The organism is Streptomyces sp. NPDC005774 (assembly GCF_042871645.1).
Lineage (GTDB): Bacteria > Actinomycetota > Actinomycetes > Streptomycetales > Streptomycetaceae > Streptomyces > Streptomyces pratens.
Genome location: NZ_JBIAIV010000003.1, coordinates 100,773 through 114,141 on the forward strand (window position 1 = coordinate 100,773; position 13,369 = coordinate 114,141).

Annotated in this window: 11 protein-coding genes, 2 tRNA genes and 1 pseudogene; 7 read left to right on the forward strand and 7 right to left on the reverse strand. The window is 70.3% G+C overall.

The genetic code is table 11. The annotated features are described in order from the left end of the window. Positions 1–115: 115 nt before the first annotated feature. The 4 genes from ACFYQA_RS04385 (at position 116) to ACFYQA_RS04400 (ending at position 5,460) form a co-directional block, all read left to right on the forward strand. Positions 116–3,040, forward strand: a complete 2,925-nt coding sequence (locus tag ACFYQA_RS04385) for a UPF0182 family protein (RefSeq protein ID WP_388911771.1) — start codon at positions 116–118, stop codon at positions 3,038–3,040. Positions 3,041–3,096: 56 nt separating this feature from the next. Continuing rightward, positions 3,097–3,170, forward strand: a tRNA-Met gene (locus ACFYQA_RS04390). Positions 3,171–3,393: 223 nt separating this feature from the next. Then, entirely contained in the window at positions 3,394–5,211 is a 1,818-nt protein-coding gene (locus ACFYQA_RS04395; protein ID WP_388911356.1) for a tetratricopeptide repeat protein, read from the forward strand. Positions 5,212–5,386: 175 nt separating this feature from the next. Then, positions 5,387–5,460 (forward strand) — tRNA-Met (locus tag ACFYQA_RS04400). Between the two features lie 165 nt (positions 5,461–5,625). On the opposite strand, the gene ACFYQA_RS04405 is transcribed toward ACFYQA_RS04400, so the two are convergent. Beyond that, complete coding sequence (locus ACFYQA_RS04405) at positions 5,626–6,042, reverse strand: Fur family transcriptional regulator (protein WP_388911359.1); 417 nt, start codon at positions 6,040–6,042, stop codon at positions 5,626–5,628. Between the two features lie 72 nt (positions 6,043–6,114). On the opposite strand from ACFYQA_RS04405, the pseudogene ACFYQA_RS04410 reads away from it, so the two are divergent. Continuing rightward, a pseudogene (locus tag ACFYQA_RS04410) lies at positions 6,115–6,252 on the forward strand (catalase-related domain-containing protein); the annotation flags it as partial. A gap of 94 nt (positions 6,253–6,346) precedes the next feature. Here ACFYQA_RS04410 and ACFYQA_RS04415 read toward each other — a convergent pair. Together ACFYQA_RS04415 and hisN are read right to left on the reverse strand one after the other, a co-directional pair. Continuing rightward, complete coding sequence (locus ACFYQA_RS04415; protein WP_388911361.1) at positions 6,347–6,751, reverse strand: cyclic nucleotide-binding/CBS domain-containing protein; 405 nt, start codon at positions 6,749–6,751, stop codon at positions 6,347–6,349. 222 nt (positions 6,752–6,973) lie between these two features. Then, complete coding sequence (gene hisN / locus ACFYQA_RS04420; protein ID WP_388911364.1) at positions 6,974–7,774, reverse strand: histidinol-phosphatase; 801 nt, start codon at positions 7,772–7,774, stop codon at positions 6,974–6,976. Positions 7,775–7,958: 184 nt separating this feature from the next. Here hisN and ACFYQA_RS04425 point away from each other — a divergent pair, with 184 nt between their 5' ends. Further along, positions 7,959–8,570 (forward strand): TetR/AcrR family transcriptional regulator, encoded by a 612-nt coding sequence (locus tag ACFYQA_RS04425; protein ID WP_388911367.1) that lies wholly within the window; start codon positions 7,959–7,961, stop codon positions 8,568–8,570. A 28-nt stretch (positions 8,571–8,598) separates the two neighbouring features. Here ACFYQA_RS04425 and ACFYQA_RS04430 read toward each other — a convergent pair whose 3' ends face one another. From ACFYQA_RS04430 to ACFYQA_RS04445, 4 genes are all read right to left on the reverse strand, one after another. Continuing rightward, on the reverse strand, positions 8,599–8,922 hold the full coding sequence (locus ACFYQA_RS04430; protein ID WP_332430544.1) for a multidrug efflux SMR transporter: 324 nt from the start codon (positions 8,920–8,922) through the stop codon (positions 8,599–8,601). A gap of 202 nt (positions 8,923–9,124) precedes the next feature. Beyond that, on the reverse strand, positions 9,125–10,135 hold the full coding sequence (gene rsgA, locus ACFYQA_RS04435; RefSeq protein WP_388911370.1) for a ribosome small subunit-dependent GTPase A: 1,011 nt from the start codon (positions 10,133–10,135) through the stop codon (positions 9,125–9,127). Between the two features lie 10 nt (positions 10,136–10,145). Further along, positions 10,146–11,462 carry a 3-phosphoshikimate 1-carboxyvinyltransferase gene (aroA, locus tag ACFYQA_RS04440; protein WP_386422215.1) on the reverse strand — a complete coding sequence of 439 codons (1,317 nt, stop codon included), beginning with the start codon at positions 11,460–11,462 and terminating at the stop codon, positions 10,146–10,148. A 192-nt stretch (positions 11,463–11,654) separates the two neighbouring features. Further along, positions 11,655–12,377: a M50 family metallopeptidase gene (locus tag ACFYQA_RS04445; protein ID WP_388911373.1), complete on the reverse strand. Its 723-nt coding sequence runs from the start codon at positions 12,375–12,377 to the stop codon at positions 11,655–11,657. A gap of 105 nt (positions 12,378–12,482) precedes the next feature. Between ACFYQA_RS04445 and ACFYQA_RS04450 the strand changes: the two genes are divergently transcribed. Next, the gene (locus ACFYQA_RS04450; RefSeq protein WP_388911376.1) at positions 12,483–13,298 is read left to right on the forward strand and encodes an SOS response-associated peptidase; all 816 of its coding nucleotides are present in this window, start codon (positions 12,483–12,485) and stop codon (positions 13,296–13,298) included. Positions 13,299–13,369: the final 71 nt, after the last annotated feature.

The following is a 13,369-nucleotide window of genomic DNA, read 5'->3' on the forward strand; positions in this document are numbered from 1 at the left end:
GTGAGTAAGTTGCATAGGTGTGGGCCCGTGAACAAGGGGGCCCACACACGGTCCACGAACTCGCGGACCTGACGAATCGACACCGAACTTCGAGGTGCCTACCTTGGCTTTCCAGATGCCGGACCGTGGCGGAGGCCCGACAGGGCCACGGATGAGAGTGGGCCGCCCGTCCCGGCGGGTCCGGACCCTGCTCATGACACTGGGCGTCCTGGCCGTCCTCGGCATGGTGTTCACCATGTTCGCGGGGTTCTGGACCGACTGGCTGTGGTATCGCTCGGTCGACTATTCGTCGGTCTTCACGACGACCCTGTGGACCAAGATCGGACTCTTCTTCGTCTTCGGTCTGCTGATGGCCCTCGCGGTCGGCTTCAACATCTGGCTGGCGCACCGGATGAGGCCGCCGCTGAGCGCCATGTCGATGGAGCAGCAGAACCTCGACCGGTACCGGATGGGCATCGCCCCGTACAAGAAGTGGCTGCTTCTCGGTATCACCGCGCTGCTGGGGCTGATCGCCGGTGCCTCGGCCTCGGGCCAGTGGCGCACCTGGCTGATGTGGGTCAACGGTGTGCCGTTCGGCCAGAAGGACCCGCAGTTCAAGCTCGATGTCGCGTTCTACGCCTTCGACCTGCCCTGGTACCGGTTCCTGCTCGGGTTCGGCTTCGCGGCCACCGTCCTGTCGCTGATCGCCGCCGCACTCACCCATTACCTGTACGGCGGTCTGCGGGTCACCAGCCCCGGTGCGCGCGCCACGGCCGCTGCCACCGGGCATCTGTCGGTGCTCCTCGGCGTCTTCGTCGCCCTGAAGGCGGTCGCGTACTGGCTCGACCGGTACGGCCTGGCGGTCAAGTCCAGCGACTTCAAGGCGACCGACAACTGGACCGGCCTGCGGTACGTCGACGCCAACGCCTATCTGCCGGCGAAGACGATCCTGTTCTGCATCGCCGTCATCTGCGCGTTGCTGTTCTTCGCCACCCTGTGGCGGCGCACCTGGCAGCTGCCCGTGATCGGCTTCGGCCTGATGGTGCTGTCGGCGATCCTCATCGGCGGTCTGTACCCGGCGATCGTGCAGAAGTTCCAGGTGCAGCCGAACGAGCAGGCCAAGGAAGCGCCGTACGTCGAGAAGAACCTCAAGGCGACGCGTGAGGCCTACGGCATCGACGACGCCCAGGTCGACGAGTACCCGGGGACCAGCCAGACCGAGGACAAGACCAAGCTCCGGGACGATGTCTCCAAGACGGCGAGCATCCGGATCATGGACCCGAACATCGTCTCGCCGACGTTCCAGCAACTCCAGCAGATCAGGAACTACTACGCGTTCCCGACCAACCTGGACGTGGACCGCTATCCCGACCCCAAGACCGGCGCGGAGCAGGACACCGTCATCGGTCTGCGCGAGATCAACCTCAACGGCATCCCGAAGCGGAACTGGATCAACGACCACTTCCGGTACACCCACGGATACGGTGCTGTTGCCGCCAAGGGCACCAGCGCCGACGACGGCCGTCCGGTGTTCACCGAGTCCGACCTGCCGTCCAAGGGTGACCTCGGTACGTACGAGCAGCGCGTCTACTACGGCGAGCGGACGACGACGTACTCGATCGTCGGCGGTCCTCAGAAGGAGATCGACTACTCCGACGACAGCGGCGAGAAGACGACCAGCTACAAGGGTGACAGCGGGGTCAACCTCGCCAACCCGATCAACCGGGCCGCCTACGCCGCGGCGTTCAGCGAGCCGCAGATCCTGTACTCCGGTGCCATCGGCGAGGGCTCGCGGATTCTGTACAACCGCACACCCAAGGAGCGTGTCGAGGCGGTCGCCCCGTGGCTGACCATCGACGGCGACGCCTACCCCGCGGTGGTGGACGGCCAGATCCAGTGGATCGTCGACGCCTACACGACCAGCAACGGCTATCCGTACGCGTCGCGGACGACCCTCGGTGACACCACGGCCGACTCGCTGACCGCCACCAACGACAACCGCGCGGTGGTGGCCCAGGAGAACCGGGTCAACTACATCCGCAACTCGGTGAAGGCGACCGTCGACGCGTACAGCGGCGAGGTCAAGCTCTACCAGTGGGACACCAAGGATCCCGTCCTGAAGACGTGGATGAAGGCGTTCCCGGACACGGTGGAGCCGAGGAGCGAGATCTCCCAGGGCCTGATGGATCATCTGCGGTATCCGCAGGACCTGTTCAAGGTGCAGCGCGAACTGCTGACCCGCTACCACGTGAAGGACGCCACGACCTTCCTCAGTGGCAGCGAGGTGTGGCAGGTGCCGGCCGACCCGACGAACAAGACGGGCGACGCGGTGCCCCCGTACTACCAGAGCATGAAGATGCCCGACCAGAAGGAACAGGCCTTCTCGCTCACCACGACGTTCACTCCGAACGGCCGTGACAACCTCAGCGCGTTCATGGCGGTCGACGCCGAGGCGGGCAGCGAGGGGTACGGCAAGATCAGAGTCCTGAAGCTGCCGACGAGCACCACGGCCGCCGGACCCAAGCAGGTCCAGAGCCAGTTCAACTCCGAACAGGACATCGCCGAGTCGATCAGGCTGCTGAGAGGTGGCGACTCCGAAGTCGAGTACGGCAACCTGCTGGCCGTCCCGCTCGACGGCGGACTGCTGTACGTGGAACCCGTCTACGTACGCGGTGGCGATCTCAAGTACCCGCTGCTGCGGAAGGTGCTGGTGACCTACGGAGGCCAGACCGCCTTCGAGGACACCCTGGAGCAGGCTCTCGACAAGGTCTTCGGAGCGGAGGGCCCGGCCACCGAGCCACCGAAGGGCGAGGACGAAGGCACCGAACAGCCGCCGTCATCCGAGAACCCGACGGTCCAAGAGGCCCTGAACGACGCCCAAAAGGCCTTCGAGACCGGCCAGGAAGCCCTGAAGAAGAACGACTGGGAAGCCTACGGCCGGGCGCAGAAGGACCTCGAGGAGGCCTTGCGCAAGGCCGAGAAGGCCCAATCCGGTGACGGCGGAGGCGGCTCGGGCGCGGCGGACGGCAGCCCCAGCCCCGACGCGAGCCCGAGCAGTTAGCAGGTCGGCTGGTCAAAGGCCCACCTCGCGCCGTGGTAATGTTCTACACACAACGGCGCGGGGTGGAGCAGCTCGGTAGCTCGCTGGGCTCATAACCCAGAGGTCGCAGGTTCAAATCCTGTCCCCGCTACTGAAGTCGCGAAGTCGGCGACAGCAAAGGCCCGGATTCCTCAAGGAATCCGGGCCTTTGTGATGTGCGAACGCATGTGCCGGGACGTGTGACGGCCGCGCCGACGACGGGAGTTGGCGGATCTGTGTTTCACTTGTCTCTCTGTGGGCATGTCGACAAAACGCTGAAGTGACCTCACTGACTGCGGCATACCAGGTGTACCCAGGTTGCAGGTGGTGCGACGATGGATGTTATGGGGGACAGGACAACTCTGTTCGAGACAGGACGTATTGAGCAGCCCTCCCCTCGGGAGGAACCTCGCGACGAAACCGCGGAGGCCGCCGACGAGGCGGCCGAGGAGCTGCGCCGGCGGCTGGCTGCCGAGGCCGGCGACGTCGAGGCGATGAGCGTCCTCGGTGCCATGCTGCTGCGCCGCGGTGACCTCGCCGGAGCCGAACCCCATCTGCGCGCCGCCACCGCCGCGGGCGACCGTGCCGCCGCCAACAACCTGGGTGTCCTCCTGTTCCAGCGCGGCTACCCGGAGGAGGCCGCGGGATGGTGGCGGATCGCCGCCGTCGCCGGTTCGGCCCCGGCAGCGCACGCGCTCGGCCGGCACCACCGCGAGCGCGGCGACGAACCCGCCGCCGAGTACTGGCTGCGCCAGTCCGCCGAGCAGGACCACGCCCTGGGCGCCTACGCACTCGCCGACCTGCTGGAACACCGCGGGGACGCGGCCGGTGCCGAGCGCTGGATGCGGGCGGCCGCCGAGCGGGGACACCGGGAAGCGGCCTACCGGCTGGCGAGGACGCTGGACCGGAAGGCCGCACGGGGGGCCGGCGAGGCCGCCGTCCCGTTCCTGGAGGAGGCCGAGCAGTGGTACCGGCAGGCCGCCGCGCGGGGGCACCGCAGGGCCGCGCTGCACCTCGGCGCGATCCTGGAGAAGCGCGGCGAACTCAAGGAGGCCGGCCGCTGGTACCTGATGTCCGCCAAGGACGGGGAGCCACGGGCTGCCTGTGCGCTCGGGTTCCTGCTGCGCGACGCCGGCGACACCGAGAACGCCGCCGTGTGGTGGCTGCGCGCCGCCCAGGACGGCGACGGCAACGCCGCCAACGCGCTGGGCGCCCTGCACGCCGAGCGCGGCGAGAACCAGACCGCCGAACGCTGGTACCGGGCCGCGATGGACGCGGGCGACGTCAACGGTGCGTACAACCTCGGGCTGCTCTGCGCCGAACAGGGCCGGACTCTACCGGCCGAGCAGTGGTACCGCCGCGCCGCCTACGCCGGTCACCGCGAGGCGGCCAACGCGCTGGCGATCCTGCTGCTGACGGCCGGCGACGAGAAGGGTGCGGAGCCCTGGTTCTCCAAGGCGGCGGAGGCGGGCAGCGTGGACGCCGCCTTCAACCTCGGCATCCTGTACGCGGGCCGGGACGAGGAGACGGCCGCGCTGTGCTGGTACGAGCGGGCGGCGGGTGCCGGGCACACGGAGGCCGCGCTCCAGGTCGGCATGGCCCGGCTGCGCGACGGAGACGAGGGCGAGGCGGAGCGGTTCCTGCGGTGCGCGGCGGGCGGAGGCAGCGCCGAGGCCGCCTACCGCCTGGCGGCCGTGCTGGACGCCCGCCGCCCTCCGGAGCCGGCGCACGAGCTGGGCGAGCCGGTGAACCGGCGCAGCGAGTGCGAGGAGTGGTACGAGCGCGCCGCCCTGCAGGGCCACCGGCGCGCACAGGTGCGGGTCGGCATGCTCGCCGCGGCCCGTGGCGACGTGGTCGAGGCGGCCCACTGGTACCGGGAGGCGGCCGAGGCCGGCTCCCGCAACGGCGCGTTCAACTTGGGCCTGCTGCTGGCCCGGGAGGGCAGTGAGCCCGAGGCGGCCGTGTGGTGGGCCCGTGCGGCCGACGCCGGGCACGGGCGCGCCGCCCTGCGGCTCGCCCTGGTCTACGCGCGCCGGGGCGAGCTCGCCGAGGGCCAGAGCTGGGCCGATCGCGCGGCGGCACTGGGCCCGGCGGCGGTGACGGAGCGCGCGATCCGCCTGCGCGACGCCCTCCGCGAGGAGCTCTCCGCGTGACCCGTGACCCGTGACCCGTGACCCGTGACCCGTGACCCGTGACCCGTGATTCGTGATCGCGCGACCCGTGACCAGGGCGGGGCCGGCCGTGACGCCGGATCTCCGCCGGGTACGGGGCCGCCCCGGAAGGGATTTGCCTCCGTCCGCATCCTTGACGTAATGTTGCATTCATCGCCGCGGGGTGGAGCAGCTCGGTAGCTCGCTGGGCTCATAACCCAGAGGTCGCAGGTTCAAATCCTGTCCCCGCTACTGAAGACCGAGGGCCGGAATCCGAAAGGGTTCCGGCCCTCGGTGTATGCGTGCATCTACACTTTCACGCATTCGCACATCACGCGACGAAGCCCCGACACCATGGTGTCGGGGCTTCGTCGCGTGATGTGCGAAAGGGCGGGGGTGCTGCCGGATCCGCCGTCGTTATGTCGTCGCGCAGTTCGGGCAGACGCCGCGGTACGTCATCTCGACGCCCGAGATCGTGAAGCCGAAGCGCTCGGTGTCGGGGAGGTCGGCCAGTGGGTTGCCGACCGGATGTACGTCACGGATGGCGCCGCACTGCCCGCACACCAAGTGGTGATGCGGCCGGTGGGCGTTCGGGTCGTAGCGCTTGGCCCGCTTGTCCGTGGAGACTTCCAGCACCTCGCCGATCGTGACCAGTTCACCCAGCGTGTTGTAGACGGTCGCGCGGGAGATCTCGGGCAGCTTGGTGACGGCTCGGGCGTGCACCTCGTCGGCCGTCAGGTGGACGTGATCGCCGTCGAGGACCTCGGCCACCACACGACGCTGCGCGGTCATCCGCCAGCCACGTCCGCGCAGTCGTTCCAGAAGGTCGCTCATGAACACCAGCCTAACAGCTAGAAGGAGACAAGTTCGAACGAGTGCGACTTTGGAGTCTTGCTTAACTTAGACGTTGTCCATAACCTGGCGGGTGCCATCTCCGGGGTCACGCGCGACGGCATCGCCGAGCGCACGATCGGCAACTTTCGCCAGGCGGACGAGGACTTCGGCAAGCGGCTGGAGGTCGCGGTCCAGGCCCTTCGCGGCTGATTCCAGCGCTGGACCGCTTGTCGTGGCGACGGGCCGGACTCCCTCACGGGGAGTCCGGCCCGTTTCGTGTGCCGAACAGGTCATGGCGCGGCGGTCACGCCGGTGTGTGCTGGGCGGCCTGTCGCCGTACGGGAACCCAGCAGCGGATGATGTCACGCACCGAGACGATGCCCACGGGCTCGCCCCGCTCCAGGACGATCAGATGACGGAAGCCGCCGTGGGTCATGGCCTGAGCGGCGTCCTCGAGTGTCCAGGAGGGTGTGGCGAAGACGACATCGGTGGTGGTGTGGGCGTGGGCGCGCTCGGAGTCCGGGTCCTGTCCCAGGCCCAGGGAGTTGAGGACGTCCCGTTCGGTGAGAATGCCGATGCCGGTGCCGTCGGGGTCGAGGACCACGGCCGCTCCGACGTGGCGGGTGGACATCAGGGCGGCGGCCTGGCGGAGGGTGTGGGCGGGGCCGATGGTGAGGACCACCGTGCTCATGGCGTCGCGGACGAGCATGGGATGGAGCCACCTCCTACCGGAAACCGTGCCGTCGGACGCCGGAGCGGTCCACTGGTTCACGGTTTCACAAGTTCACAAGTGGGTGGGTCCTCAGAATCGCAGGTAAAGCCCGGGTCAACAAGAGGGCGTGTGTGTCGATCGAGGGCGCGCGCGGGCCTCGTGCGCGCCCTTGTGCGTCCCGGGACCCCGACAGTGCTGTCGTCGGTGACCCCGACAATGCTAGTAACGCTGGTTGAGGTAGCCCAGCAGCTCGTCGTGCAGTAGGCCGTTCGAGGCGGCCGCGTTGCCGCTGTGCGGTCCGGGGTGACCGTCGAGTCCGGTGAAACTGCCGCCGGCCTCGGTGACGATGATCGCGGGGGCGGCCATGTCCCAGAGCGACAGCTCCGGCTCGGCGCACATGTCGACCGACCCCTCGGCGACCATCATGTACGGCCAGAAGTCGCCGTACGCGCGCGTACGCCACACCTCACGCGTGAGATCCAGGAAGCCGTCCAGGCGCCCCTGCTCCTCCCAGCCGCTGAGCGAGGAGTACGCGAACGAGGCGTCGGCGAGTTTGGAGACCCGGGAGGCCTGGAGCCGGGAGGCCGAGGTCAGGCTGCGGCCGCTGTAGGCGCCGTGGCCCTTCGCCGCCCACCAGCGGCGGCCCAGCGCCGGAGCCGAGACGAGGCCGACGACGGGCTGGAAGCCCCCCTCACCGGCCTCCATCAGGGAGATCAGTGTGGCCCAGACAGGGACGCCGCGCACGTAGTTCTTGGTGCCGTCGATCGGGTCGATCACCCAGCGCCGCGGTCCGGTGCCCTCCACCCCGTACTCCTCGCCGAGGACCGCGTCCCTCGGGCGGGCACGCCTCAGGTGGCCTCGGACGACGTCCTCCGCACCCTTGTCCGCCTCGGTCACCGGCGTCATGTCGGGTTTGGTCTCCACCTTGAGGTCGAGGGCCTTGAACCGGTCCATCGTCGCGGCGTCGGCGGCGTCCGCGAGGACGTGGGCGAGACGCAGGTCGTCAAGGTAGTCGGGCATGCAACGAACCGTATCTGCCGAGGTGGGGCCAGGGCCACAGGGGGCTTTCGGCCCGTGCGCGGGCCGAAAGCCCCCACACCGCGCGGGCACCGGGAATCCGCACCCCACGCGAACCCTTGACAGTGCCCGACGGCGCGTCAAATCTGAAGCGCAGAGCCGCTCGCCCGCCCCGAGGGAGGCGTTGATGCCTGCAGCGCGGGAATCTCTGCTGGACGCCGCTTGCGTGGCACTCGCGCGCCACCCGTGGTCCGCGGTACGGATGGTGGACGTGGCCGCGACGGCCGGAGTGTCCCGACAGACGCTCTACAACGAGTTCGGCAGCAAGGAGGGGCTGGCCAGGGCTCTGGTGCGCAGGGAAACCGACGGCTACCTCGCCGGGGTCGACCGCGCCCTCGCGGTCCACGACGATCCCCGCGACCGGCTCACGGCGGCGGCCGAGTGGACCGCCGCCGCCGCCCGCCAGAACGCCCTCGTCCGGGCCATGCTCACCGGCTGCTGGAGTGAGCGCCTGCCCTCCCCGGCCCTGACACCGGTCCGGTCCGGCTCCGCCGTCCCCGCCCAGCGCCGCGCCGACGGTCCGCTGCCCTCGCCCGGCGACCTCGTCGTGCTCGTCCGCGACCGCGCGGTGGCCGTCCTGACCGGCCCCGGTGTGCCAGGGGCGGCCGACACCGCGGAGCTGACCCGCGCCTGTGAACTGGTGGTGCGCCTCGCCCTGTCCTGCGTCGCCGCGCCACCGGCCGAGGGCGGTGTCGCCGACCTGATCCGCAGTGCCCTGCACCGTCGGCCGGTGCCGTAGCGTCCCCGCGCTCACCGGCAGGCAGTGCTCACTGCGCAGACCCCGACAGTTGCAGCCCGATCACGCCGACGATCACGAAGGTGATCGAGACGATCTTCAGCGTCGACACCAGGTCGCCCAGGAACACCATCCCGTAGATCGCCGTGCCCGCGGCCCCGATCCCCGTCCACACGGCGTACGCGGGCCCGACGTCCAGCTTCTTCAGGGCCAGAGTGAGCAGGCCGAAGCTGCCCAGCGCGAACACGCAGAAGGCGACCGTCGGCCAGAGCCGCGTGAAGCCGTGGGACAGCTTCAGGCACACGGCGAAACCGGTCTCGAGCAACCCGGCCACCACGACCAGCAGCCACGCCATGTGTCGTCCTTCCGTTGTCCCCACGTGCAGTGACCGCTTTCACGCGCAGTGGCTGTTTCGCCTGGTTCGGCGGCTTCGGATCCGGCTCGGTGCGATTATGCACTTACCGCCCGCGGGCCATGACAAACACGCGAGGGCCGACGATCCTGCGTCAGGGCCCCCGGGCCCGGCCGCTCCGGGGCTGCTGCCGGGCCGCTCCGGGTCAGTCGCCTTCCGTGCGCTCCCGGGTCGACAGCAGCCGCCGCAGCGAGTACAGCCGCGCCGGGTCCGCGTGTCCCTCGGCGGTCCACGCGTCCAGCGCGCAGTCCGGTTCGTCGTGGCTGCACGCGCGAGGGCAGCCCTCCGTACCCGGCTGGAGGTCGGGGAAGGCGTGGATGACCCGAGACGGGTCGACATGGGCGAGGCCGAACGACCGCAACCCGGGCGTGTCGACCACCCACCCCTCGGCGCCCGCCAGCGGCAGCGCCAGCGCGGACGTCGTCGTATGACGCCCCCGCCCCGTCACCGCGTTGACATGCCCGGTCGTCCGCCGCCGCTCCTCGGGCACCAGCGCGTTCACCAGCGTCGTCTTGCCGACCCCGGAGTGCCCCACGAACGCCGTGACCCGGCCCGCCAGTTGCTCCCGCACCCGGTCGGCCGCCGTGCCGTTCTCCAGTTCCTCACGGCTGGTGACGACGTACGGGATGTCGAGGTCGCCGTACAGCTCCAACAGCTTGTCCGGCGGCGCGAGGTCCGACTTCGTCAGGACGAGCAGCGGGGTCAGTCCGCCGTCGTACGCCGCGACCAGGCAGCGGTCGATCAGACGAGGGCGGGGCTCGGGGTCGGCGAGGGCGGTGACGACGGCCAACTGGCCGGCGTTGGCGACGACGACCCGCTCGTAGGGGTCGTCATCGTCCGCGGTACGGCGCAGCACCGATGTCCGCTTCTCGATGCGGACGATCCGCGCGAGGGTGTCCTTCTGGCCGGACAGGTCGCCCACGATCGCCACCCGGTCGCCGACCACCGCCGCCTTGCGTCCCAGCTCACGGGCCTTCATGGCGAACACCGTGCGGTCCTCGACGAGGCAGGTCAGCCTGCCCCGGTCGACGGTGAGGACCATGCCCTCGGCGGCGTCCTCGTGCTTGGGCCGGATGTGGGTGCGCGGCCGGTTGCCCTTGCGGTTCGGGCGGGAGCGGATGTCGTCCTCGTCGGTGTGCTTGCCGTAGCGGCGCATCGTCTTGGTCCTAGGCCCCGAGCATCCCGGCCCACAGTTCGGGGAAGTCCGGGAGTGTCTTCGCCGTGGTCGCCACGTTCTCGATCCGCACGCCCTCCACCCCGAGGCCGATGACCGTGCCCGCGGTGGCCATGCGGTGGTCCTCGTAGGTGTGGAAGACGCCGCCGTGCAGCCGGCGCGGGCGGATGTGCAGGCCGTCGGCGGTCTCGGTGACGTCGCCGCCGAGTTCGTTGATCTCCTTGGTGAGCGCGGCCAGACGGTCCGTCTCGTGCAGCCGGAGATGGGCCACATTGCGCAGCGTGGACGGAGAGTCCGCGAGCGCCGCGACGGCCGCGATGCCCGGCGTCAGCTCACCGACCTCACCGAGGTCCACGTCGATGCCGTGGACCGACCCCGAACCGGTGAACACCAGCCCCTGCTCGGTCAGCTCGCAGGAACCACCCATCTCGGTGAAGATCTCCCGCAGCCGGTCGCCGGGCTGGGTGGTACGGGCCGGCCAGTCCGGGACGACGACCCGGCCGCCGGTCACCAGCGCCGCCGCCAGGAAGGGCTGGGCGTTGGACAGATCGGGCTCGATGGTGAGGTCCCGTCCGAGCAGGGCCCCCGGGGTGACCCGCCAGACGTTGGGCTCGCCGCCCGACTCCGGGCTGTCCACCTGGGCGCCCACCGCGCGGAGCATGTCGACGGTCATCCGGATGTGCGGCAGGGAGGGCAGTGTCGCGCCGGTGTGCCGGACCTCGACGCCCTGGTTGAAACGCGGCGCGGACAGCAGCAGCGCGCTGACGAACTGCGACGACGAGGAGGCGTCCACCGACACGGTGCCGCCCTCCAGGGCACCGCCGCCGTGCACGGTCAGCGGCAGTGCGCCCCGGCCGTCGTCGTCGATCCGGGCACCGAGGTGACGCAGCGCGTCGATGACGCCGTTCAGCGGACGCTCGTACGACCGCGGGTCGCCGTCGAAACGGATGGGACCGTCGGCCAGGGCGGCGACCGGGGGGAGGAACCGCATCACCGTGCCGGCGTTGCCGACATCGACGGTGGCCGGTCCGCGCAGGCCGGTGGGCAGCACCCGCCACGCCTCACCGGTGCCGTCGGGGCCCACGCCCTCCTCGATCTCGATACCCATGGCCCGCAGCGCGCCGGCCATCAGCAGTGTGTCGCGCGAGCGGAGCGGGCGGCGCAGCCAGCCGGGCTCGGAGGCGAGCGCGGCGAGCACGAGGGCACGGTTGGTGACCGACTTCGACCCCGGCACATGGACCGTCGCGTCGACGGCTCCGCTCGCGTGCGGGGCGGGCCAGAGGGGGACGGGCGCGGAATTAGCGGTCATGTGCACCACTTTAGTGGCGGCCCGGTCCGCCGGGCGTGCCCGGGACCGCCCGGCGGACCGGGCCGCAGGCCCGCCGCCCTCCTGGTCGAGCCATTCCACCGGGTGTCCTCGGCGGAGCACGGGTGGGGTTCCGCGCGTGTGCATCCCTGTTGAGGTGTCAACAACCACCGTCCCCGGGTCACCCCTGCGGCGTCACAGCCCCAGCAGCCAGCGTCCTCCGCCGAGCAGCGAGCACAGCGACACCGCGTGGAACAGGAAGAACCACAGCCCCGCCGGTACGTGCGTCAGCCGGGACAACTGGTCCGCGTCCGAGTCGCCCGCGCCCCCGCGCGCCCGCTTGGCCTGGAGCTCGAACGCCGGGCGCACCCCACCGAGCAGCAGGAACCACACCACGGCGTACGCGAACGCCGCTTGGACCTGCGGGCCGGCCAACCAGGACACGAGGACGAACATGCCGCCGGTGAGCAGCACCGTCAGCGCCCCGTACGCATTGCGGATCATCACCAGCATCGCCACGAGCAGCACCGTGGCCAGCCACAGCAGCAGCGTGATGCGCCCGGCGCCCAGCAGCGCCGCCCCGCCGAGGCCCAGCAGCGGGGGAGCGGTGTAGCCGGCCGCGGCGGTGAGGATCATGCCGATACCGGTCGGCTTGCCCCGGCTGACGGTCAGGCCGCTGGTGTCCGAGTGGAGGCGTATCCCCGTGAGGGTGCGGCCGGTGAACAACGCCACGATGCCGTGGCCGCCCTCGTGGGCGATGGTGATGGCATTGCGCGAGAGCCTCCACAGCCCGTGCGGCGTGACGACGACGAGCGCGGCGGCCAGGGTGGCGATCACCACCCACAGGTCGGGGTCGGGCTGGGTGCCCGTGACCTCGTCCCAGAGGGAGGCGAGCGAGGCGGATGCGGTGCTGTCCATGGTCGGAGGGGGCTCCTCGTGGTCGCGAACCGAGGGGGCGGCGCGAAGCGCCTCATTGACAGGGGCGGTGGCCGGGAGACGGGTGGGCCTGGCAGTGTTGCACGTATGTGCGGACGTTATGCAGCGAGTCGCAGGCCCGAGGAGCTCGCAGAAGTCTTTGAGATACAGCGGTGGGAGCCGGAAGAGGCCCTGGAGCCCGATTACAACGTGGCGCCCACCAAAGAGGTCTTCGCCGTACTCGACCGTGCGCTGAGGGACACGGACGACCCGCGGCCGGTTCGGCAGCTGCGGAAGCTGAAGTGGGGCCTCGTGCCGTCCTGGGCCAAGACACCCGAGGGCGGAGCCCGGATGATCAACGCCCGCGCGGAGACCGTCCACGAGAAGCCGTCCTTCCGTCGCGCCTTCGCCACCCGGCGCTGCGTCCTGCCCGCCGACGGCTACTACGAGTGGGTCACCGGCACGCAGGAGCGGGACCTGGAGGTCGAGGGCAAGCGGAAGCGTCCCCGCAAGCAGCCGTACTTCGTGACACCGGCCGACGGCTCGGTGTTCGCGATGGCGGGTCTGTACGAGTTCTGGCGGGACCGGACCCTGCCGGACGACCATCCGCGGGCCTGGTGGGCGACGTGCTCCGTCATCACCACCGAGGCGGAGACCACGCCGCTCGCGGTGGCGCCGGCGGACGGCCCGACGACCCTGGCCGACATCCACCCGCGGATGCCGCTGATGCTCACACCGGACCGCTGGGACGCCTGGCTCGACCCCGCCCGCACGGACACCGAGGAGCTGCGCGGGCTGCTCGCACCGCCGCCCTCCGGTCTGATGCGCGCCTTCCCGGTCTCCACGGCGGTCAGCAACGTCCGCAACAACGGTCCGGACCTGCTGAAGGAACTGGAAGCACCGGAAGAGAGCACACTCTTCTGACGTGACGCATGTGAGGAACGCGAAGAGCGCGAAGAATACGAAGAGCGGGAAGAACACCCCTGCTGCCGCCG

Bases quoted from the DNA above. Each gene is read 5' to 3' on its own strand.
- ACFYQA_RS04385 (WP_388911771.1), top strand. From the start codon at position 116: ATGCCGGACCGTGGCGGAGGCCCGACAGGGCCACGGATGAGAGTGGGC.
- ACFYQA_RS04395 (WP_388911356.1), top strand. From the start codon at position 3,394: ATGGATGTTATGGGGGACAGGACAACTCTGTTCGAGACAGGACGTATT.
- ACFYQA_RS04405 (WP_388911359.1), bottom strand. From the start codon at position 6,042: ATGAGCGACCTTCTGGAACGACTGCGCGGACGTGGCTGGCGGATGACC.
- ACFYQA_RS04415 (WP_388911361.1), bottom strand. From the start codon at position 6,751: ATGCTCGTCCGCGACGCCATGAGCACGGTGGTCCTCACCATCGGCCCC.
- hisN (WP_388911364.1), bottom strand. From the start codon at position 7,774: ATGCCCGACTACCTTGACGACCTGCGTCTCGCCCACGTCCTCGCGGAC.
- ACFYQA_RS04425 (WP_388911367.1), top strand. From the start codon at position 7,959: ATGCCTGCAGCGCGGGAATCTCTGCTGGACGCCGCTTGCGTGGCACTC.
- ACFYQA_RS04430 (WP_332430544.1), bottom strand. From the start codon at position 8,922: ATGGCGTGGCTGCTGGTCGTGGTGGCCGGGTTGCTCGAGACCGGTTTC.
- rsgA (WP_388911370.1), bottom strand. From the start codon at position 10,135: ATGCGCCGCTACGGCAAGCACACCGACGAGGACGACATCCGCTCCCGC.
- aroA (WP_386422215.1), bottom strand. From the start codon at position 11,462: ATGACCGCTAATTCCGCGCCCGTCCCCCTCTGGCCCGCCCCGCACGCG.
- ACFYQA_RS04445 (WP_388911373.1), bottom strand. From the start codon at position 12,377: ATGGACAGCACCGCATCCGCCTCGCTCGCCTCCCTCTGGGACGAGGTC.
- ACFYQA_RS04450 (WP_388911376.1), top strand. From the start codon at position 12,483: ATGTGCGGACGTTATGCAGCGAGTCGCAGGCCCGAGGAGCTCGCAGAA.